The organism is Brevundimonas sp., from assembly GCF_032017145.1.
Lineage (GTDB): Bacteria > Pseudomonadota > Alphaproteobacteria > Caulobacterales > Caulobacteraceae > Brevundimonas.
The window spans coordinates 1-21,094 of record NZ_DALZQC010000054.1 but is presented as its reverse complement, the minus strand read 5'-3'; the positions used below and the strand labels follow the sequence as shown (position 1 = coordinate 21,094).

Annotated in this window: 15 protein-coding genes and 1 pseudogene; 13 read left to right on the top strand and 3 right to left on the bottom strand. The window is 66.3% G+C overall.

The features are described 5' to 3' along the window. Positions 1-50: 50 nt before the first annotated feature. Positions 51-461: a TonB family protein gene (locus tag RTU05_RS10520; RefSeq protein WP_312598061.1), complete on the bottom strand. Its 411-nt coding sequence runs from the start codon at positions 459-461 to the stop codon at positions 51-53. 434 nt (positions 462-895) lie between these two features. On the opposite strand from RTU05_RS10520, the gene RTU05_RS10515 reads away from it, so the two are divergent. The 4 genes from RTU05_RS10515 (at position 896) to RTU05_RS10500 (ending at position 8,429) form a co-directional block, all read left to right on the top strand. Then, entirely contained in the window at positions 896-3,436 is a 2,541-nt protein-coding gene (locus RTU05_RS10515) for a TonB-dependent receptor plug domain-containing protein (RefSeq protein ID WP_312598060.1), read from the top strand. Further along, positions 3,433-3,885: a hypothetical protein gene (locus RTU05_RS10510; RefSeq protein ID WP_312598059.1), complete on the top strand. Its 453-nt coding sequence runs from the start codon at positions 3,433-3,435 to the stop codon at positions 3,883-3,885. Before RTU05_RS10515 ends, RTU05_RS10510 begins: the two co-directional genes overlap by 4 nt. A 192-nt stretch (positions 3,886-4,077) precedes the next feature. Next, complete coding sequence (locus tag RTU05_RS10505) at positions 4,078-6,957, top strand: TonB-dependent receptor (protein ID WP_312598058.1); 2,880 nt, start codon at positions 4,078-4,080, stop codon at positions 6,955-6,957. 65 nt (positions 6,958-7,022) lie between these two features. Then, positions 7,023-8,429 (top strand): alkaline phosphatase, encoded by a 1,407-nt coding sequence (locus RTU05_RS10500; protein ID WP_312598056.1) that lies wholly within the window; start codon positions 7,023-7,025, stop codon positions 8,427-8,429. Here RTU05_RS10500 and RTU05_RS10495 read toward each other — a convergent pair. Next, positions 8,426-8,806, bottom strand: coding sequence for a carbohydrate porin (locus RTU05_RS10495; protein WP_312598054.1), 381 nt, complete (start codon positions 8,804-8,806; stop codon positions 8,426-8,428). The two genes, RTU05_RS10500 and RTU05_RS10495, sit on opposite strands and share 4 nt — an antisense overlap. A gap of 9 nt (positions 8,807-8,815) precedes the next feature. On the opposite strand from RTU05_RS10495, the gene RTU05_RS10490 reads away from it, so the two are divergent. From RTU05_RS10490 to RTU05_RS10480, 3 genes are read left to right on the top strand one after another with little or no spacing between them, the layout of a single operon-like run. Beyond that, positions 8,816-9,061, top strand: a complete 246-nt coding sequence (locus tag RTU05_RS10490; protein WP_312598052.1) for a hypothetical protein — start codon at positions 8,816-8,818, stop codon at positions 9,059-9,061. A 33-nt stretch (positions 9,062-9,094) separates the two neighbouring features. After that, a complete protein-coding gene (locus RTU05_RS10485; protein ID WP_312598050.1) occupies positions 9,095-11,254 on the top strand; it encodes a TonB-dependent siderophore receptor in 2,160 nt (719 codons plus the stop codon). 8 nt (positions 11,255-11,262) lie between these two features. Then, positions 11,263-12,504, top strand: a complete 1,242-nt coding sequence (locus RTU05_RS10480) for a PepSY-associated TM helix domain-containing protein (RefSeq protein WP_312598048.1) — start codon at positions 11,263-11,265, stop codon at positions 12,502-12,504. Positions 12,505-12,611: 107 nt separating this feature from the next. On the opposite strand, the gene RTU05_RS10475 is transcribed toward RTU05_RS10480, so the two are convergent. Continuing rightward, complete coding sequence (locus RTU05_RS10475; protein ID WP_312598046.1) at positions 12,612-13,490, bottom strand: SDR family NAD(P)-dependent oxidoreductase; 879 nt, start codon at positions 13,488-13,490, stop codon at positions 12,612-12,614. 178 nt (positions 13,491-13,668) lie between these two features. On the opposite strand from RTU05_RS10475, the gene RTU05_RS10470 reads away from it, so the two are divergent. The 6 genes and pseudogenes from RTU05_RS10470 to RTU05_RS10445 all read left to right on the top strand — a co-directional run. Further along, positions 13,669-15,843, top strand: coding sequence for a TonB-dependent receptor (locus tag RTU05_RS10470; RefSeq protein WP_312598044.1), 2,175 nt, complete (start codon positions 13,669-13,671; stop codon positions 15,841-15,843). A 97-nt stretch (positions 15,844-15,940) separates the two neighbouring features. Beyond that, a complete protein-coding gene (locus RTU05_RS10465) occupies positions 15,941-17,506 on the top strand; it encodes an AMP-binding protein (RefSeq protein WP_312598042.1) in 1,566 nt (521 codons plus the stop codon). A 73-nt stretch (positions 17,507-17,579) separates the two neighbouring features. Further along, a complete protein-coding gene (locus tag RTU05_RS10460; RefSeq protein ID WP_409411615.1) occupies positions 17,580-18,281 on the top strand; it encodes a TetR/AcrR family transcriptional regulator in 702 nt (233 codons plus the stop codon). Then, on the top strand, positions 18,274-19,524 hold the full coding sequence (locus RTU05_RS10455; RefSeq protein ID WP_312598039.1) for a serine hydrolase domain-containing protein: 1,251 nt from the start codon (positions 18,274-18,276) through the stop codon (positions 19,522-19,524). The genes RTU05_RS10460 and RTU05_RS10455 overlap by 8 nt, the downstream gene beginning before the upstream one ends. 71 nt (positions 19,525-19,595) lie before the next feature. Continuing rightward, on the top strand, positions 19,596-20,885 hold the full coding sequence (locus RTU05_RS10450; RefSeq protein ID WP_312598062.1) for an MFS transporter: 1,290 nt from the start codon (positions 19,596-19,598) through the stop codon (positions 20,883-20,885). Further along, positions 20,882-21,094, top strand: a pseudogene (locus tag RTU05_RS10445) (carboxylesterase family protein); the annotation flags it as partial. The gene RTU05_RS10450 and the pseudogene RTU05_RS10445, both read left to right, overlap by 4 nt.

Sequence of the window (21,094 nt, the reverse complement as noted above, 5' to 3'; positions counted from 1 at the left end):
GCCTTGAATCAGCAATCAGAGGATTTGGGAATCCAGTTTGTCCACGCCGCCTAGGCTCTGCGGCGATAGTCGATCCGCACCAGGAAGGTCCGTGTGCGCCAGTCGGCGGTTGCGGGCGCGCGGGGGAAGGGCGTGGCGTTTCGGATGGCGTCCAGGGCGAGCATGTCCAGGCTCGGATCGCCGCTGGTGGCGAATACGGCGCTGTCGTTGACGCGGCCCCGGCGGTCCAGAACGAAGCGGATGGTGGCGACGCCCGTGGCGCGTCCGGCGGCGTGGCCCTTGTGCGCCTCGACCCAGGCGATCACTTCGGCGGCGTAACGATCCTCGTTAGGAGTGGCGGTCGCGCCTAGCGTGCCGGCGCCGCCGCCCTGCGTTCGGCCGGCGCGGGAGGGTGGGACGTCGGTGTTCGAGGTCAGCCCCGGCGCGGCGGAGACGGCGCTTTCGACGGAGGATGTCCGCATTGGCGCGAGGGAGTTCGGCGTCGGATCTGGAGACACGGACACGGTGTCAGGCGCCAAGGGATGCAGCACAGTCCGTCGGGGTCTGGGCGGTTGCGGCGCAGGCCGGTTCGCTGAAGCCGTCGGTACGGTGGTCGCGGCCTGGGCGGCGGTCGAAGATGTGTCATCGAAGCAGGGGGAAGGCTCCAGCGTCAGATTCACGACTGGTGCGCCGCCGTCCGCATGCTGCCCCGGCCTTTCGGGCGGGAGGTTCGCAAGAAACAACACCGCGTGGGCGGCCGTCACAGATAGGACGACAAAACCCCGCAGCGGAATCTGGAGGGTTTGTCCGCGCATACGGCTCTCCTAGAAAACGCAGGACGGATATGCAATTGCGAATCGCTTGCATTATCTAGGCCTCGCCGTTAAGCCGCCCGGCAGTTTTGGGAAGGGCCGCCATGCGGATGTTTAGTCTCCACACCACCAGTCTTGCCGTGATGATGGCGGCGATCGCGGTTCCGGCCGTCGCCCAGGAGGCCCAGATTCCGACTGTGGTGGTCGAGGCGGACGAGAAGGCGGCGCCGGTCTATCGCTTCGGCGATCCGGTTGACTCTGGAACCACGAAGATCGATCACGGCTCGGTCGAAAGCCGCGCGCCGGGATCAGGCGATGTCAACGAGGTGCTCAAGGCGCTGCCGACGGTGCAGTTCACCAGCCGGCAAGGCCGCGCGACGCGGACGGAGTTGCAGGATCTGAGGCCGGAGAATCTGTCGATCTCGGGCGGGTCGATCTACGAAAACCTGTTCGTCATCGACGGCGTGGGCGTGAACTCGCGCCTGGACGTGTCGGGCACGAATCCCCAGCACTATATCGAGGGCAATACGGCGGCCTCGGCCCAGACGGTGTGGGTGGACGCCAATCTGGTGGAATCGCTGACCCTGCGCGACTCCAACGTGTCGGCGCGATACAGCCAGTTCACCGGCGGCGTGCTGGAGATCGCCACGCGCAGGCCCGGACGACGCTTCGGGGCGGAGACCTACTATGGAGAGACGCGTCCGGGTCTCGCGGAGTTTCGGGTGTCGGATCGCGTCCGGGACGCGATCTCGGGGCCGTTGCCTCAAGAGCCGGACTACGAGAAACATCGCTATGGCCTGACGGTCGACCTGCCGTTCGGAGATCGCGTTCGAACCTTGTTGGCCTACAACCTGTCCGATGTGACGGTGACGAACTATCGCGGCGCCAACTGGCTGAAGTACGGCGATTACGGGCTGAGGAGCCGCAGCGAGACGGTGATGCTGAAGGCCGAGGCGGGCCTGTCGGCGAACCTGCTGCTGACGTCGCAGTTCGTCTGGAGCCCCTATGAGAGCCGTTCGTCGCACGCCAACGGGATCGACAACTATGTGACCCTGAACGGCGGGGGCTTCACCGGCAAGATCGGGCTGGAGGGGCGACTGGGCGAGCGGCGCTGGGAGCTGCAGCTCAGCCACGCCTTCTCGAACAACGATCGCGACAGCGATCGTCCCGGAACGGTGAATGTGAACACTGGCGGCGGGTCGGGGATCGACTGGTGCTCGGGAAGCAGCTGCTCGCTGGGCGGGCCCGGCATACTGGAGCAGAGCCAGAGCGAGACCGGTCTGGAGGGCCGATGGGAACAGCCGTTGCTGGGAGGCGCGCTGAGCGCGGGATTCCAGGTCGCCTATATCGAAGGCGAAAAAGGGCAGCCTTACAGCGCCGCCTTTCGCCACGTCAGCACGACCGCCTATCCGGTGGTTCCGAACGAGATCAATCCAAACACCGTCTGCGCCGATCCAGCGGAGGAGGTGGCGGGCACATGCGTCACCGGGCGCTACGCCCTGGCCCAGCGCAATGATGCGACCGCCTTCCACACCAAGAGGGATCTGACCAGTACTGGAGTGTGGGCCGAATACGAGACGGACTGGCGCGGCTTCATGGTTCGGGCCGGGTTGCGCTACGATTACGAGACCTTCCTGGGCAATCACAATCTGGCGCCCCGCCTGTCGATCAGCCGGGATCTGCCGTGGGCCCTGAACCTGACGGTCGGGGCGAACCGATACTACGGCCGCAGTTTCCTGGGTTACGCCCTGCGCGAGGACTATCCCGGCAACCGCATCTATCAACGTCGGCCGACCATCGTCGGGACGCAGCGGATATGGTCGAACACCTGGTATCTGACCAACCATTCCGAGACGGCGAGATATTCGAACGCCAATCTGGCGACGCCCTATTCGGACGAACTGACGGCGGTGCTGACGGGCCGCGTGCCGCTGATCGGCGGCGACTTCCGCCTGAAGGGGATCACCAGGAACGGCGAGGACCAGTTCGCCAGTTCGCGCGCGACCAGCGAGGTCTACGACCGGGAAACGGGCGGAACATCGACGCGGCAAGTCTATACGATCACCAATGACGGCTCGACCCGGTACAAGGGACTGTCGCTGGAGTATGTCCGTCAACTGGGCGACCATCACGCGGTTACCTTCAGCGCCAATGTCTCCCACACCTCGTCGTCCAACATCAGCTATTTCGACCTGGCGGACGACACCGAGTACGATCAGGTTCTGGTCTATTACCAGGGCGAGATCAGGCCGCTGCTGGAGGTGACGGCGGAGAACCAACTCGTCGACTATGCGGCGCCGCTGATTCTGAACGCGGACTGGAGCGCCAACTGGTTCGGAGGGCGGCTGCGGACCAATGTCAATGCACGCTGGCGGGACGGCTTCGAGCGGATAGAAGACACGGGCGTGAACATCACGGTCGGGGGCGTCCGCTACGATGTGTTCGACACCGTGAAATTCGCCTCATCCTTCAGCGCCAATCTGTCCGCCTCGCTGGAACTGGCGCGCACCTCATGGGGCACGGCGCTGCTGGATGTTCGGGTCAACAACCTGTTCAACACGGTCCTGGAGCAGGACTACAACACCACGTCTCAGCCTTATCAGATGGGGCGCAACGCCTGGATTTCGCTGAAGTATCGGTATTGAGCGCCATCCGAGACAGTCTGATCGTCATCGCCGCCACGGTCTTGATGTTCGTGGCGGCCGGGGCGGCGATGTCGTGGGTCCAGGGCCCGGCGACGATCAGCGAACTGCGCCTAGCCTATCAAGGCGCGCCCGAGACCTGGCCAAGGCCGATGCTGGAGCCGGGCGCGGACTTCACGGAGTTCGCTCCCTTGTTCGCGCCGGACGAAACCGTCTGGACCGACGGCTGGATCGAGACAGACGCCATCACCCTGGGAGAGTTGGTCCAACGGCTGTCGCGGCGTTCGACGCGGCCCATAATCCTCCAGGACGAGAAGCTGAAAAGCCTTGAGGCGGCCGGGCGTTTTCGTCTCGACGACGCCGAGGGACAGTTGCGAAACCTTGCCGTGGTGCACGGTTTCCAGGTGAGGGCCGGCCCAGACTCGATCGTCGTTTCAGCCACGAAATCCTGATCCGGACAGGGATGAATCTTAGCGACTTCGCCATGCTGCGGTTGCGAAAGATTTGCAAAAATCCGTGTCCGGTATCCGGCTCGCCTGCGTCTTAGCCTTCTGACCGTCCGCAGGGGGCTGGCGGGTTCAAGGGATCAAGGCCCAATGAGCAGCTCAAAAACTCTTACTCGCCTCAAGGCGACGACATCCGTCATGGCCTTCGCCATGCTGGCGGCGGCCGGTTCCGTCTCGGCTCAGACATCCGCCCGCGGGGGCGCGCCGGTCGCGGTATCCGCGTCCGCCGGCGATCTGTCGGCCGCATTGGCGCAATATTCGAGGGCTTCGGGACTTCAGGTCATCGCCGATCCGGCCCTGTTGCGCGGTCGGCGCACTCAGGGGGTGTCGGGGACGCTCACGCCCGGACAAGCGCTGGATCGTCTTTTGAGCGGCACGGGACTGGTCTGGCGCCTGAACGGAGACGCTGTCGTCATCACCCGGGGCGCGCAAGCTCGGCCTGCCGCGCTGGCGGCGTCGCGCGTGGTTTCGACCGAGGATCAGGCGGAAACCTTCGCCGAGCTTGAAGAGGTCGTGGTCACCGGCAGCTTCTCCTCCAGCCTGACCCAGGCCCTGGACATCAAGCGCCGCGCCGACAATGTCGTCGACGTCATCACCGCCGAGGACATCGGCGACTTTCCCAGCCAGAATATCGCCGAAGCGCTTCAGCGTGTGCCCGGCGTCTCGATCGTCCGCGACCGGGGCGAAGGCTTGTTCGTGCGCGTGCGGGGCCTGGGCGCCAACTTTCAGATCACGACCCTGAACGGCCGCAGCGCCGCCGTGAACGAGAATGTCCGCGACAGCGGACAGAGCGGGCGTCAGTTCCGGTTCGACACCCTGCCGTCCGAACTGGTCGCGGGGGTGGACGTGATCAAGAGCCCGCTCGCTTCGCTGGACGAAGGGGCGATCGGGGGCGTGGTCAATGTGCGCACCTTCCGTCCGCTGGACCTGAAGACGTCGCGCCTGGCCCTGTCCGGCGAAGTCAACTACGCCGAGAACGCCGGGGATCTGAACCCGCGCCTGTCCGCCCTGGGATCTTGGGTCAACGAAGATCGCACCTTCGGCGCCCTGCTGGCCGCCGTCTATGATCAGCGCTCCCTGCGACAGGACCGCATCACCGGCGTTACCTGGGGCACATATGCGGCAGGCGTGGACACGAATGGCGACGGCGTGTCGGACAGCGGCTCCATCATCTATCCGCAGGCGCTGCGCCCTACGCTGGAGACGGAGGCTCGCGAGCGCTACGGCCTGAACGCCGCCCTGCAATGGCGGCCTACCGCGACGACCGACGTCAATCTGGACATCACCTACACCGATCTGATGGTCGATTACGACGAACTGACCTATTCGGCCGACGCCAATGTCGCGAATGCGGTGCGTGGCGCCGCGCAGGTCGAGAACGGCGCCTTGGTGGGCGGAACCTTCAACGGCGGCACCAGCCAGATCGGTCATGAAGTCTCGCGCCTGCATCACGATAACCTGTCGGTGGGCCTGAACCTGCGTCAGCAACTCGGCGCCTGGACCGTGTCCGGAGACGTGGCCTATGCCCGCGCCGCAAGCGACACGCCCGACCCGATCACAAGATCGCGCGTTCAGGGCCCGGTCGGGCGCATTCAGATCGACATGCCCAGGTCGGGCGGCGGCGTCCCTTCGATCCGCTTTCTCGACGCGGACATGAACAGTATCTCGACGCTGCCGGGACGCCGTCTGGAGTATCGGGTCAACGACACCCTGGACGAAGAGACCGCAATCCAACTGGACTTCGTCCGTCCCGTCTCCTTCGGGCCCATAGCCAAGGTCGCCTTCGGCGCCAAATATCGCGATCGTGCGCGCGACTACAATCGTCGCGATTTCAACATCACGCGCGGCATTTCGGGCGTGACCCTGGGTCAGGACTTCTTCCAGCCCTTCTCGCAGAGGGACTTCCTGTCCAAGGTCGGGGCTGAACTGCCGCGCAGCTGGGTCGTGCCGAACCCGACGCGGTTCCTGCGCCAGATCACCCAGGCCGATCTGGACGCGCCGCTGTCGCGGGGAGATCTGCGCAACTCCTACCAGATCGACGAGACCATCCTGGCCGGTTACGGCATGGCCGACATTGAGACCATGCTGTTCGGGGCGCCCTTGCGCGGCAATTTCGGCTTGCGGGTCGCCCAGACCGAGCAGACCTCTTCGGGGCACGCCGACAACGGCCGGGCCGCCCTGCCCGTGTCGTTCGACAAGACCTACAATGACGTCCTGCCCTCCCTGAATCTGGTGTGGGAAGCGCGCGACGACTTCCAGTTCCGCGTTGCGGCGGCCAAGGTGATCACGCGCCCGTCCCTGTCGGACCTGGCCCCCAGACTGACGCTCAACTCGTCGGGCGCCCTCTTCACCGCCGTTGGCGGGAACCCCGAGCTTAGGCCGTTCGAGGCCTGGCAATACGATGCGGTGACGGAATGGTACTTCTCGCCGTCCAGCGCCCTGATCGGCGGGGCCTTCTACAAGGACATCACCACCTTCTCGACCCGTCGCCGGTCCAATATCGTCATCGACGACGTGACCTATGAACTGACTGCGCCGGTCAACGGCGGCACGGCTTCGATCGCGGGAATCGAGCTGGCCTACCAGCAGTTGTTCCCGTTCCTGCCGGCGCCGTTCGACGGTCTGGGCATGACCGCCAACCTGACCCTGACCACGACCGATGCGACCTATTACGACGGTACGCGCGAGTTCAAGGACGACCTCGAAAACGTCGCCAAGCAGAGCATCAACCTGACCGGCTTCTACGAGAAGGGGCCGCTGGCGGCGCGTCTCAGCTATTCCTGGCGGGGCGACGTGCTGCAGGAGGTCGGAACCAATGGTCTGGAATCGGCGAACGACCGGGCCTTCGGCTCGCTGGACGGCAGCCTGAGCTACAAGCTCACCGATCGACTGACGGTCTCCGTGGAGGCCATCAATCTGACCGACCAGCCGCAAGAGCAGTTCGTCGCTGACAACCGGTTCGTCGGCTACACCGACTATGGACGCACCATCTCCGTCGGAATGAGCGTCCGCTTCTAATCCCTACCTGCCAACCCCGCGCGTCGCCGGCGACGCGCGGGGTTTTCTGTCTTCAGGAGATCGTCATGAAACCCTTCCTGCCCATTCTGCTCGGCGCGGCTCTGTCTTTCCCGCCGATGCAGGCTCAGGCCCAAGTCCAGGCCGACATCGCCGCACTCGATGCGGCGACGGCGTTGAGGCCCGACACGGGACGGCCGAAAAACGTCATCCTGATGATCGGCGACGGCATGGGCGTCAACAGCGTCACGGCCGGTCGCATCTACGAGGGCCAGGCCCTGGGCGAGGACGGCGCCAGCCATAGGCTGTCCTTTGATCGTTTTCCCTATACGGCCCTTTCGCGAAGCTATTCGGCCGATCGTTTCGTCACGGATTCCGCGAACGGCGCCTCGGCTTTGATGACCGGATACAAGACCATCAACGGCGCCATCGGCGTCGACGACCAGGTGCGGGCGCGTGATTGCGCCTCCGTCGCGGGGGCGCGCGTGCCGACACTGTCGGAACTGGCCCGGGCCAAGGGACTGGCGATCGGGGTCGTAACGACCGCGCCGATCACGGATGCGACGCCTGCGGCCACCTATGCCCACACCCCCTTCCGCGGGTGGCAGAGCGACATCGACATGCCGGCCCAGGCTGTGGCCCAGGGCTGCATCGACATCGCCCGGCAACTGGTCGAAGGCGAAGCCACGCCCGACGTCGTTCTGGGCGCCGGCCTGGCCTATCTGAAACCCGAAGCGGACGGAGGGCGTCGCAAGGACGGTCGAGATCTGGTCGAGGCCTGGCGCCGCCGCGGCGGCGCCTCGACCGTGGTCAGGGATCTTCCGGGGCTGACGGCCAGCACCACGCCGCGCCTGATGGGCCTTTTCTCCAACGGCGCCCTGCCGGCGGACGCCGATCGAGCGCCCGACAGCGCCACGCCCCGACTGCCGGACATGACGGCGGCGGCGATCCGCGCCCTGTCGCAGAACCCCGAGGGCTATCTGCTGGTGGTCGAGGGCGCCCAGATCGACAGCTATCACCACGCCAATGATCCACGTCGCGCTCTGGCCGCTGTGGCCGAGTTCTCCCAGGCCGTGGACGCCGCGCGTCGACTGACCGATCCCGCCGATACGTTGATCATCGTCACGGCGGACCATAGCCACAGCCTGGTCCTCACCGCCGGGGCGGATCGCAAGGCGCCGCTGCTCGGCCTGGCCGGCGCAGACGGCGCGCCGAACAAGGCGCTGGACGACGCGCCCTATCCGACCCTGATCTACGGCACGGGCCCGTCGCCGACGCGACCGCAAGCGGTCGCCCGCGCAGACGGATCTTCAGACGCCGAGGCTCTGCGCTCGGTCGCCGTGCCCTTGTCCAGCGCAGGACACGCCGGCGAGGATGTCCCGGTCTACGCCGACGGTCCCCAAGCCTATCTGGTGCGCGGCGTGATCGAACCGACCTATGTCTTCCAGCTGATCCGGCGGGCGCTGTCACTCTAGGTGTTCAGTCCCGGCATCTCGTGGATCGGATCGAGGAATCGTAGCTGCGGGAGTGCTGTCAGGCTAATCGAGGCGGGCCGCAACTTGCCCGACCCGACGAGATCCCAGGCGACAGCGCCTACTCCCGCATCGTTCTGGGCGCGGTGGGCGTCGGTGACCCGCCCGTTCACGACGGCCGCCCCGACGCCGAAGGTGACGTCGTCCGTGGCGCGGCCGGGGATCAGGCCGGTATAGGTGACGATGACCACCGCCTTGCTACGCAGCTTGTTGGTCGCGCGATCCGCGATGGCCAGGTTGCCGACGAACGACAGGGTCATTTTCTCGGCGCCGACGACCAGGGCGAAGCGGCCCCGTCCGGCGGCGATGAAGTCGCGCACCTGGCCATCGTGACCCGCTCCTCTCCGAGGGTGCGACCGATCCTGGAGGCCCTGGCCGTCATGGGGCCTGCGCTGGTTCTGGCGCAGTTGCCGCGGCATTCGCTGAAAGCCATCGGCATCACGGGCGCGATACTGGCGGGCGCCGCCTTGGGGCTGTGGGCTCTGTCACCCGTGCTGATCAGCCTGGGTCACATCAGCCTGATCCTGTTCTTCGCCGTCGTCAACTCGCTTGCATTCACGTCGACCCAAAGCTAACTGCGACGCGTTCGCAAGTTTGTTCGGATCGTCATGCGCCTTCGCCAGTTGTTCGTCGCCTCCAGCGCCATATGCGGGGGCGCAGTCGTCGGACTGGTTTCGCCGGGTATGGCGGCGGCTCAGACCCTGCCCGCGAACCCGGAGGGGGAGCCGGCGGCGTTGGGTGAAATCGTCGTCACCGGTCGCGCCCAGCGCCTTTATCGCACTGACAAGACCACGATCGGCAAGACGGCCGAGAACCCTCTCGACATTCCTCAGGCCCTGCAGATCCTGAACGCCGAACTGATCGAGGATCAGGGCGCGCGAGACATCACCGACCTTTACAGAAACATCTCGGGCGTGACCTTCTTCTCCTATGCGGGGGTGACGTTCAGGGGGTTTCGCCAGGACGAGGCCTATTTCGACGGAGTGCGGGGCAACCCCTTCATCGGCTTCGCCGTACCGCAGTTGTTCAATATCGAGCGGGTCGAGGTTCTGAAGGGACCGGCGGGCATGCTCTATGGTCCCGGCTCGCCCGGCGGCATGATCAACTATGTCTCCAAGACGCCGAGCCCTGTGTTCGCGGGAGAGGTCAAGGGCGTGATCGGCGACTATGACCGGGTCGGGGTCTCGGGCGAAGTCACGGGTCCGGTCGATAGGGCAGGGCGGATCACCGCGCGCGCTGGCGTCTTCTACGAAGAGCGTGACAGTTTCCGGGTCAACGCCGGGTCGCGAAACCTGATCGGCGATCTGGGGGTGGGTATCGCCCTGACCGATCGGACCGACCTGACACTTCAGGCCAGCGTCTATGATCAGACCCTGCCCGGCAATCGCCTGCGGGGCGTGCCGGTGGATATGGACGGAAACTTCCTGACCGATATCACCTGGAACCACAACGAAACGACCGATTTCGCCACATTGGAGGTTCAGGTCTATCAGGCGCGGCTGGCGTCCCAGGTGGCGGACAATGTGAGGTTCGACGCGACGGCGCGGTATTCTGAATCCTCGGAACGCCAGAACTATCATGAACCGCGCGGCGTCATCGACACCGATCGCGACGGCCGGCCGGACGCTGTGCGCCGCCAGTTCCGGGATCAGTACCGCGATGCCGACAGCCTGTCGCTGGCGGCCAATCTGGTCGCCGACGTGCGGGCGGTGGGACTGAATCACCGCATTCTGTTCGGGGCTGACTGGGCGCGGGAGGACCTGCTGTTCAAGAGCCGCACCGCCGCCCAGGCCAACCTGGGCGGACCCGTGCCGAACCTGTCGCTGTTCAACCCCGTCTATGGCCTGACCGGAGCCGCCAACTACAATCTGGACGCCCTGCCGCTTTCACGCTCCGACGACCGCTCCGTCCGGGGCGGCGTCTATCTGCAGGACCAGGTTCGCTTCGGAGAGCGTCTTATGGCCCTGGCCGGCGTGCGCTGGGACCGGTTCGAGGACGACAACCGCATCAGCGGCGTCGATTTCGAGGATTCCCAAGCCACCTACCGCCTGGGCCTGATCTTCAAGCCGCGCCAGGACATCTCGACTTATCTAAGCTGGTCCGACACCTTCGAGCCTCAGGCCGCGGGCAGTCAGAACGCCGAGGTCGGCGGACCCTTCGCCCCGGTGACCGGGGCCCAGGTGGAGGCGGGCGTCAAGACCGCTCTCCATGGCGGACGGGTCCAGGTCAACGCCGCAGTCTATCGGATCGTGCGCGAGAATATTCTTCAGGCCGATCAGAGCCTGCCTCCGATCAACGGCCGGGACCAGTTGCGCCCCATCGGCGAGGTGACTTCCGAGGGCTTCGAGGTCGATGTCTCGACCGACCTGACGGCGAACTGGGTGCTGACCGCCAACTACGGCTACAACGACACGCGCATCACGGGCACGGCGCCGGGACAGTCCATCACCAATGCCGTGGGCGACCGCTTCGTCAATGCGCCGCGACACCAGGCCGGATTCTGGACCCGCTATCAGGTTCCCAAGCTGCGGACAGCCTTCGCCTTCGGCGGCGAGTATGTTGCCGAGCGGGTCGGCTTCAACAACGAACGCGTCAAACCCTACACCGTATTCGACGCCTCGATCACCACGACGCTCGATGTCGCCAAGGTTCGGCTGCGCGTCGACAATCTGTTCGACAAGACCTATGCGGCCTCCGGCTTCGGTCTTCAGGGCTCCTTCCCCGGCGAACCGCGCACTGTGTTTGTCGAAGTCAGCCACGCCTTCTAAGCCGTCGGATGGCGCGGTTACCCGTTCAGGCCGGAGGAAAGACGCCCAAGAAGGGGCGCTCGCCCTGGTGGTGGGTGCATCACTGGCTGGGGCTCAAGCTGGCGATCTTCATGACCTTCGTCCTGGCGACAGGCACGCTGGCCACTTTGTCGAACGAGATCGACTGGCTGGTCGATCCGGCCCAGAGGGTCATGCCGCGCGACACCCCCAAGGCGTCCTGGGGCGACTGGGCGGCGGCGGTGAAGGCCGCCGAGCCCGAGGCGACGATCCAGTATCTTGTCGCGCCGCTTGAGCCGTGGTTTGCGGCCCGGGTGGTGATCGAGCGGCACGATGGAGGGCTGCGGATCGCCTATGTCGATCCCTGGACGTCCGAGGTTCGGGGCGTGCATGGCTGGTTCAACGTCAATCGGTTCCTGCGCAACACCCATCGGCACCTGATGATGCCGGTGGCCATCGGGGTTCCCATCGTCGGTTCGATGGCCTTGGTCCTGCTGATCTCCATGATCACCGGCTTGGCGACCTACAAGAAGTTCTGGCGGGGTTTCACGCGCTTGCCCCAATGGCGCAAGGGCCGCCAGGGAGAGGCGCGGCGGTTCACCGGCGACCTGCACCGTTTCGTCGGCCTGTGGTCGATCTGGTTTCTGGCCCTCATCATCGTGACCGGCCTCTGGTATGTGGTCGAGGTGTTCGGGGGGCGCGCGCCGCCTGAGCCGAGGCCCCAGGTCGTGACTGGGGCCGCCCAGCCGGTCGGGCCAGAGCTTGACGCCCTGATCGCCCGCGCCCAGGCCGCCGACCCCGAACTGCGCGTGTCGGGCGTCAGCTTCCCCGATAAAAAGGGACGCGGCGTCCTGGTCGTGGGGCAGGCCAGGGCGATCCTGGTGCGGGATCGGGCCAACGCCGTCTGGGTCGATCCTCGCGATGGGAAGGTTCTGCTCGCGTCGCGTGGCGAGGATCTGAGCCTTCATCAGAGGATTTCGGAAGCGGCCGATCCCCTGCATTTCGGCACCTTCGGCGGGCTTGCGACGCGGTTGATCTGGTTCGTGTTCGGCCTGCTGATGACCGGCCTCTCCGTAACCGGGGTCATGATCTACAGTCTGCGGATGGCGCGAGCCCAGGATGAAACGCGGTCGCGTCACGGGCTGGCGCGCCTGTGGGTCAGCTTTGGCCCGGCCGCCTATCCCGCCGTGGGGCTGATCTTGATCAGCATCGCCCTGACGCCGGGCGCGGTGGTCGCGGCGGCGGGAGGCTGACTTTCGATCCGCGCCTGTTCGACGGGACGTTGGTCCCGAGAGATCCATCTGAAATCCGGCCGATCAGTCTGGAAGACGCCGCCGGATCGGCGCGATCTTCCAGCACTTCATGCGCGTCGATCTGGGTGGTGGACTTCGTGATTGTATTGCGCGGCGCCCGAGGCGGGGACCTGTTCATCGGTGCGGTCTGAGATGCGGGGCCAGTTGGCCTGGATCTGGTCGGCGGCGTCGGGGACGGCGCCGATGTGGACGCCGCGGGTCATGGTGATATTGGCCTGTTCGAAGGCGCCGGCGCCGGCCAGAAGGATCATGCGGGTGGGGGCGTCGGCGGCGGCCAGGGCGACCACGCCGGGGCTGACCAGGTCGGAGGACAGGCCCTTCAGATCCTCGGCGGAATAGAGGTTCTCGGTCATCTGGGTCGCGGCGCTGGGCGCCAGGCAGTTGACCCGGATGCCGTGACGCTCGCCCTCCAGCGCCAGGGTCTGCATCAGGCCGACCAGGGCCATCTTGGCCGCCCCATAGTTGGCCTGGCCGAAGTTGCCGTACAGGCCCGAAGACGAGGTGGTGAAGATCACCCGGCCATAGTTCCGCTCGCGCATATGGGGCCAGGCCGCCTTGGTCACATTGACGGCCCCCATCAGGTGAACGTCGACGACGGCGGCGAAGTCGTCCAGGTCCATCTTGGCGAAGGTCTTGTCGCGCAGGATGCCGGCGTTGTTCACCACGATATCGACCGCGCCCCAGTGATCGACGGTCGAGGCGATCATGGACTGGACGGCGGCGCGATCGGTCACGCTGCAAACATGGGGCAGGGCCTCGCCCCCAAGCCGAACGATCTCCTCGACCACAGCGTGAGCGCCATCGGGCGACAGATCGTTGACCACCACCTTGGCGCCATAGCGGGCCAGGGCCAGGGCGTGGCTGCGACCCAGGCCGCCGCCGGCGCCGGTGACGACGGCCGTGCGGCCGCTCAGGTCGATGGTCATGGTCTTCCTTCAGAGACGATCACCGGACGGGCGCCGATGTTGACCGCATCCTGACCCGGCATTGGGCGAAAGGTCAATATTCACCCGCCGACTAGTGAAGTTGACAAGCCGCGTGATCGGTGTGAACGTCCGGGCATGGCGACGAAGAGCGCCGAGGAAACATCGGGAAGGAACGATCATGGGCCGCAGGCTCTGGATTACGGCGTCCGCCGTCGCGCTTCTGTGGGGCGGAGCGGCTCAGGCCCAAGAGGCCGACCCTGCTGAAATCAAGGCGGACAAGGACCAGGCCGCCGTCCTGGGCGACGTGGTGGTCACCGCCGAACGCCGCAGCAGCAATCTTCAGACGACCGCCGTCGCCGCCACGGTGCTGAGCGGCGAAGACCTGGCCGCCAAGGGCGTGCTGTCCCTGGACCAGCTGCAGTTCGCGGCGCCGTCCACCACGGTCCAGAACTTCGGCCAGGGCAATTTCTTCAATGTGCGCGGCATCGGCAAGTCCGAGGCGACGACGGCCGTGGGCGTGGGGGTCATCACCTATCGCGACGGCGTGGCGGCCTTCCCGGCCTATTTCCAGACCGAGCCCTACTATGACATCGGCAGCCTGGAACTGCTGCGAGGGCCGCAGGGCACCTTCGCGGGGGCCAATGCGACCGGCGGCGCGGTCTTCATCACCGCGCGCAATCCCGACTTTTCGGGGATCAACGGCTATGTCTTCGGCCAGGCCGGGAACTATGACGACATCAAGCTGCAGGGCGCGATCAACCTGCCGCTCAGCGACACCCTGGCGGCGCGTCTGGCCTTCAATCACGAGACGCGCGACAGCTTCTACACCATCGCCGGCCCCTATCGCGGTCGTCCCGGCGCGGTGGATTCCAACAGCGTGCGCGCCAGCGTGTTGTGGCAGCCGACCGACGCGCTGAAGGTGCTGTGGAAGACCGATTACAACAATATCGATCTGGGCGGCTATCCGGCCGATCCCGCGCTGGCGACCAACGACCCGTTCCACATCACCTCGAACGGCCCGAACGAGGCGCATGACGAGTTCGTGCGCTCGTCGCTGAACGTCAGCTATGTGTTCGACAGCGGCATGACGCTGAAGTCGATCACCGGCTATCAGGCCGGCCGCTCGCGCTTCGCCACTGATCTGGACGGCACATCGGCGCTGAACAACACCTTTGTCGATCAACTGGACGAAGAGGTCTGGTCACAGGAGTTCAACCTGATCTCGCCGGATCAGCAGCGACTGAAATGGCTGCTGGGCCTCTATTATCAATACGACATGGCCCGTTTCCCGGCCAAAGCCTTCCCCACGGCCGAATACCGGATCGGTTTCCCCGAAAACGTCCTGGATATCTACCTATGGGGTGACACGCCCAAGGAAACCGCCGCCGTCTTCGGCGAGGTCAGCTACGACATCAGCGACCGGTTGCAGTTGCAGGTCGGGGCGCGCTACGCCCATTCGGTGTCGACCAACGACGACGTCTATACGACCTATCCGCAGCTCGGGATCGTTCTGTTCCAGGACGACAAGGTCAAGGACGACAAGGTGACCGGCAAGGTCACGGTGAACTGGAAGATGGACGACGCCAACTTCGTCTATGGCTTCGTGGCGACGGGCCACAAGATGGGCGGCCTGAACGCGCCGAACCTGTACCGCCCGGCCCAGACCTTCGGCGCCGAAGACCTGATCGACTACGAGCTGGGGTGGAAGTCGACCATGATGGACGGCCGACTGCGCAGCCAGATCGGCGCCTACTACACCGTCTATCAGGATTACCAGGTCAATATCGGCGACCCTCAGTATCCCCAGATCAGCCGCATCCAGAACGTTCAGGGCGACACCAAGATCATGGGTCTGGAAGCCTCGGTCCAGGGGCGGTTCGGGCCGCTGTCGTTCGATGTCGCCGGGTCGGTGTCCAACTCTGAAATGGGCGATTTCTTCGGCGCCGATCCGCGCCTGGGACGGACGGGGCTTTGCGATCCGTCCACGGGACCGGCCAGCGCCAACTGCGTCAATATCGCGGGCAACACCAAGAACTATGCGCCGGAGTTCACCTTCAACGCCGGGATCGAATACGCCTTCCCGATAGGGGCGAACATGACGCTGACGCCGCGAGTGGACTACGCCCATATCGGCGAAAGCTGGACCACCATCTTCAACAATGCGGTCCTGGGCGACCGGCTGGGCGCCCGCGACATCGTCAACGCCTCGGTTCGGTTGAACACGGGCCGGTGGACCTGGGCGGTCTATGCGCTGAACGCCACGGACGAGACCTATATCGCCGCCATCAACTCGGGGCTTCGCTACGCCGGGCCGCCCCGGCAGTACGGGATCAACCTGACCCGCACCTTCTGATCCCTGCGCCCAGGCGAGGCGGCGCACGTCGTCGTCCCGCCGCACTGCCTGACCTCACGGAACCTCGTCGCGTATGCCGCCTGCCGCCTTCGATCCCATGCAAGACTACGCCCTGACCGTGGATCGATTCCTGGATCACGGCGCCAAATGGCATGGGCGCCGGACCGTCGTGACGGCGGGCGGGCCGGGGGACGCCGTGATCGGCTATGCCGACCTGCGTCGGCGCGCCAATCGTCTGTCGGGCGCGCTGCTGGACCTGGGGCTGAGGCCAGGCGACCGGATCGCGACCCTGGCCTGGAACACCCAGCATCATCTGGAGGTCTGGTACGGGGCCATGGGCGTAGGCATGACGTGCCACACCCTCAATCCGCGTCTGACGGTCGCGCATCTGGCCGCCATGATCACCGAGGTCGGCGACCGGGTGCTGGCGGTGGGTGCGGGCCTGTCCGACATGGCGCGGGATCTGGCGGCGGCGTGCCCGTCGCTGGAACGGCTGATCCTGCTGGACGGCGATAGGGGCCAGGATGAAGGCGGCCTGCCCGTCGATTCGCTGGAGACGCTGTTGGCCGAGCGCGGCCGGACAGTCACATGGGGCGCGTTCGACGAGCGCACGCTGGCGGGCCTGTGCTTCACCTCGGGCACCACGGGGGCGCCCAAGGGCGTCGGCTACACCCACCGCTCCAACTATCTGCACACCCTGCGCGCGCTGCAGGCGGACGCCATGGCGCTGACCGCGCGCGACCGGGTGCTGGTGGCCGTGCCGATGTTTCACGCCAACGCCTGGGGCCTGCCGTTCGCCGCGCCGGCGGTGGGGGCGGGGCTGATCCTGCCGGGTCGGGCGACCGATGGGGCGTCCCTGGCGCGGCTGATCCAGCGGCACGAAGCGACCGTCGCCGTCGGGGTGCCGACGGTGTGGCTGGGTCTGCTCGATCACCTGGATGCTGTCGGGGGCGAGACCCCAAGTCTGCAAAGGATCATCATCGGCGGCTCCAGCTGTCCCGACGCTCTGCTGCGGCGGATGGAGAGCCGGCTGGGCGTGGTGGTTCAGACCAGTTGGGGCATGACCGAGCTTTCGCCGCTGGGCGCCATCTCGCCGCCGACAGCCGATATCAGCGGGCCGCATGGATCGGGGCGGCCGGCGATGGGGCTGGACCTGCTGTTGACCGACGAGGACGGCGCGCCGCTGGCGGAACAGCGCAACACGGTCGGGCGGTTGAAGGTGCGGGGCGACAGCGTCACGCGCCGCTATTTCGGGGCGGACGTCGATGCGGTGGACGCCCAGGGCTGGTTCGACACCGGCGATCTGGCCAGCCTGGACGACGCGGGCAATCTGACCCTGGCGGGTCGGTCCAAGGACCTGATCAAGTCCGGCGGGGAATGGATCAATCCGGTCGAGATCGAGGACATCGTCGGCGCCCTGTCGGCGGTCGCGCTGGTGGCGGTGATCGGCCGGTTGGACGGCAAATGGGGCGAACGCCCCCTGATGGTGATCGAACCGGCGCAGGGCGAGGCCCTGGACGACCACGCGCTGACGGCCAGTCTGAAGGGCCGGGTCGCCGACTGGTGGATTCCCGACCGGATCGTGCGGGTCGAGGCCATGCCCCTGGCCGCGACCGGAAAGATCGACAAGACGCAGCTTCGCGCCATCTATGGAGGCGCATAGGATGGGCGACGTTTCCGTCATGGAGCCGGTGCGTCGTCCAGGGACCGCGCCGGACCGTCTTGAGGTTCTGGTCATGTCCAAGTCGCCCCGCAAGCCGCGCAGCAAGGCCGAGCAGCGCGCCGAAACCCTGGAGCAACTGCTGGACGCGGCCGAGGCCCTGTTTTCGCAGAACGGCTTTTCCGCCGTCACCATCAAGGACATCGCCGACAAGGTCGGGGTCCACAAGTCGCTGGTCCACTACTATTTCACCGACAAGCAGGAGGTGTTCGACAAGGTTCTGGCGCGCCGGGCGCCGGTGACCAGCGGCCGCCGCATGGAGGCGCTGGACGCCTATGAACGGTCGGTGGACGGCAGGCCGACAGTGGAGGGCGCGCTGCGGGCGTTCCTGGACACCGACCTGGACACCTATTCGACGGGCGGGGAGGGGTGGCGCAATTTCGGTTCGCTCAGCGCCCAGATCAACAACACGCCGGCCTGGGGCGCCGAGATCATGGACCGGCTGTACGACCCGGTGGTGCTTCGCCTTATCGGCCTGCTCAAGAAGGCCATGCCGGACGCATCGGACGAGGACGTTTTCTGGGGCTATCATTTCGTCTCGGGCGCCCTGACCCTGACCCTGGCGCGCACGGGGCGGATCGACCGGCTGTCGGACGGCCTGTGCCGATCCGACGACTTCGAGGCGGTCAAGGCGCGGATGGCCGAGTTCATGGCGCACGGCTTCATCGGCATCTGCCGCAGTCGGGCGGACGCGCGGGAAGGACCGGGGCATGGGTGACGCAGGCGGCCTGACCTTCGCCTCCAGCCCGGAGGCGGTCGGCTTCGATTCCGAACGGCTGGGGCGTCTCGACGCCTATATGGCCGGCATGGTCGAGGCGGGCCATGTGGCGGGCGCCGCCACCCTGTTGATGCGGCACGGTCAGGTCGTGGCCTTCGACACCCATGGCAAGGCCGATCTGAAATCCCAGGCGCCGTTGGGGCGCGACGCCATCTTTCGCATCTATTCCATGACCAAGCCGGTCGCGGGCGTGGCCCTGATGATCCTGTTCGAGGAGGGGCGCTGGAGCCTGGACGATCCGGTGACGCGCTTCCTGCCCGAACTGGCCGACCTGAAGGTCTTCGCCGGGCGCGCCGCCGGCGGCGCGATCCAGACGACGCCCGCCCACCGCCCGCCCACCATGCGCGAACTGCTCAGCCATACGGCGGGCTTCGGATACGGCCTGTTCGACGTCCATCCGGTGGAGCGCGCCTATCGCGAGGCGGGCGTGCTGCGCGCCGACAGTCTGGAGCAGATGGTCCAGCGCGTCGCCGACCTGCCCCTGATGTTCCAGCCGGGGACGGAGTGGTTCTATTCCATCGCCGCCGACCTGCAGGGGCTGATCGTCCAGCGGCTGTCGGGCCAGAGCTTCAGCGATTTTCTGCAAAGCCGCATCTTCGCTCCGCTTGGCATGGCGGACACCGGCTTCCAGACGCGGCCGAACAATGCCCACCGGCTGGCGGCCATGTATTGCGACGACGGGACGGGGAGGCTGAAGCCGGCGACCGAAGCCTTCGACATGCCGATCAACGACTTCACCAAGGCTCCGCCGTTCGAGGGCGGGGGCGGAGGGCTGGTGTCCACCGCCTCGGACTACGCCCGCTTCTGCCAGATGATCCTGAACGGCGGCGAACTGGACGGGGTGCGCGTGCTGTCGCCCGCGTCTGTCGCCCTGATGTCGACCAATGTGGTGCCGGATGCGGTTCTGGCCGTCTCAAATCCCTTGCGGCTGCTGCCCTTCAATCCCGCCTTCGGCTTCGGGCTAGACTTCGCCGTGGCCATGGATCCGCGCCGGATCGGCATGGTCGAGGGGCGCGGCACGCTGAGCTGGGGCGGCGGCGGCGGGACCTGGTTCTGGATCGACCCGGAGAACGACATCGTCTTCGTCGGCATGATCCAGCGTATGGCGGACCCCGTCAGCAGCGAGTTCCGAAACCGGGCGCGCACCTTCGTCTATCAGGCGCTGACCCACCCCGAAAAATAGACGGGCCGTCAGGTCCGCATCACGAGGAAACGACCATGAGCCAGCCCCAAGCGATCGTTCCCGATGGGCCGATGACGGCCTCGCCGCCGGGCCACGGCGTCGGCGCCCGGGCCTGGGTCGCATTGGGGTCGCTGTGGTTCATCTATGTGCTGAACTTCCTGGACCGGCAGCTGCTGTCCATCCTGGCCAAGCCGATACAGGACAGTCTGCAGATCAGCGACAGTCAGCTGGGCCTGCTGGGCGGGCTCTATTTCGCGATGTTCTACTGTTTCATCGCCATTCCGGTCGGATGGCTGGCCGACCGAACCAACCGCGTGCGCGTCCTGGCCATCGCCTGCGGCATCTGGAGCGCGGCGACGGTGGCGTGCGGCCTGTCGCGAACCTATACGCAGCTGGCCGTGGCGCGCATGACGGTGGGGTTCGGCGAGGCGGGCGGCGTGCCGCCGTCCTACGCCATCATCGCCGACTATTTCCCGCCGCATCGGCGCGGGATGGCGCTGGGTCTCTATAATCTGGGGCCGCCCATCGGCGCGGCCTTGGGCATCGCCTTCGGCGCCTCGATCGCGGCCGCCTTCAGCTGGCGCGACGCCTTCCTGGCGGTGGGCGCAGTCGGGATCGTGGCGGCGATCGCCGTGGTCTTCGTGGTGCGCGAACCCCGGCGCGGCGGGCTGGACGGGCTGGCCGTGCAAGCCGTGCAGCAGAAGGCGGGTTTTCTGGAGACGCTGAAGATGTTCTTCACCAGCCCGGCCCTGCTCCTGGCCTCCTTCGGCAGCGGCGCGACCCAGTTCATCACCTATGGGCTGGGCAACTTCGCCACTCTGTTTCTGATGCGGGAAAAAGGCATGGCGCTGGCCGACGTCGCCGTCTGGTACGCCCTGGTCGTGGGCGTGGGGATGAGCGCGGGCATTTTCTGTTCGGGCTGGGCCATCGACCGGTTCACCCGCCGGTCAAAGCGCGCCTATGGGCTCGTGCCGGCCCTGTCGCTGGTCCTGGCCATTCCCTTCTATTGCGCCTTCGTCTGGGCCCCGACCTGGCCTTTGGCCCTGGCCTTCCTGACCGGCCCGACCTTTTTGAACTATTTCTACCTGTCGTCGTCCGTCGCCCTGGTGCAGGCCGAGGTCCGGCCCAATCAGCGGGTCATGTCGGGCGCCCTTCTGCTGCTGGTGATGAACTTCATCGGCCTGGGCCTGGGGCCCACCTATGTCGGGGCGGCCAGCGATTTCTTCCGCGCCAGCCACCCGGACCATTCGTTGCAGATGGCGCTCTATACGCTGGCGCCCTTCTACCTTCTGGCCGTCGGCCTGTTCCTCTGGCTCGCGCGTGTGCTGGGCCGCCGCAGCCCTACGGAGGTTTCCCAATGAGCCGCAGGATCGCAACGCTGGCTCTCGGCCTCGCAGCCGCGCTCGGTCTCTGCGCGCCTGGCGCGTTCGCATCGCCGCTCGCCGCAAGCCCGCCAGAGCGCGCGGTGGTTCAATCCCCGGCCGGCGACCTGTCCGGTGTGACGGCGGACGGAATTCGCGCCTTCAAGGGCGTGCCCTACGCCGCGCCCCCGGTGGGGCAGGGCCGCTGG

Coding starts and splice junctions, on each gene's coding strand:
- RTU05_RS10455 (WP_312598039.1), top strand. CDS start 18,274: ATGGGTGACGCAGGCGGCCTGACCTTCGCCTCCAGCCCGGAGGCGGTC.
- RTU05_RS10475 (WP_312598046.1), bottom strand. CDS start 13,490: ATGACCATCGACCTGAGCGGCCGCACGGCCGTCGTCACCGGCGCCGGC.
- RTU05_RS10465 (WP_312598042.1), top strand. CDS start 15,941: ATGCAAGACTACGCCCTGACCGTGGATCGATTCCTGGATCACGGCGCC.
- RTU05_RS10480 (WP_312598048.1), top strand. CDS start 11,263: ATGGCGCGGTTACCCGTTCAGGCCGGAGGAAAGACGCCCAAGAAGGGG.
- RTU05_RS10470 (WP_312598044.1), top strand. CDS start 13,669: ATGGGCCGCAGGCTCTGGATTACGGCGTCCGCCGTCGCGCTTCTGTGG.
- RTU05_RS10515 (WP_312598060.1), top strand. CDS start 896: ATGCGGATGTTTAGTCTCCACACCACCAGTCTTGCCGTGATGATGGCG.
- RTU05_RS10450 (WP_312598062.1), top strand. CDS start 19,596: ATGACGGCCTCGCCGCCGGGCCACGGCGTCGGCGCCCGGGCCTGGGTC.
- RTU05_RS10460 (WP_409411615.1), top strand. CDS start 17,580: ATGTCCAAGTCGCCCCGCAAGCCGCGCAGCAAGGCCGAGCAGCGCGCC.
- RTU05_RS10520 (WP_312598061.1), bottom strand. CDS start 461: ATGCGGACATCCTCCGTCGAAAGCGCCGTCTCCGCCGCGCCGGGGCTG.
- RTU05_RS10505 (WP_312598058.1), top strand. CDS start 4,078: ATGGCCTTCGCCATGCTGGCGGCGGCCGGTTCCGTCTCGGCTCAGACA.
- RTU05_RS10485 (WP_312598050.1), top strand. CDS start 9,095: ATGCGCCTTCGCCAGTTGTTCGTCGCCTCCAGCGCCATATGCGGGGGC.
- RTU05_RS10500 (WP_312598056.1), top strand. CDS start 7,023: ATGAAACCCTTCCTGCCCATTCTGCTCGGCGCGGCTCTGTCTTTCCCG.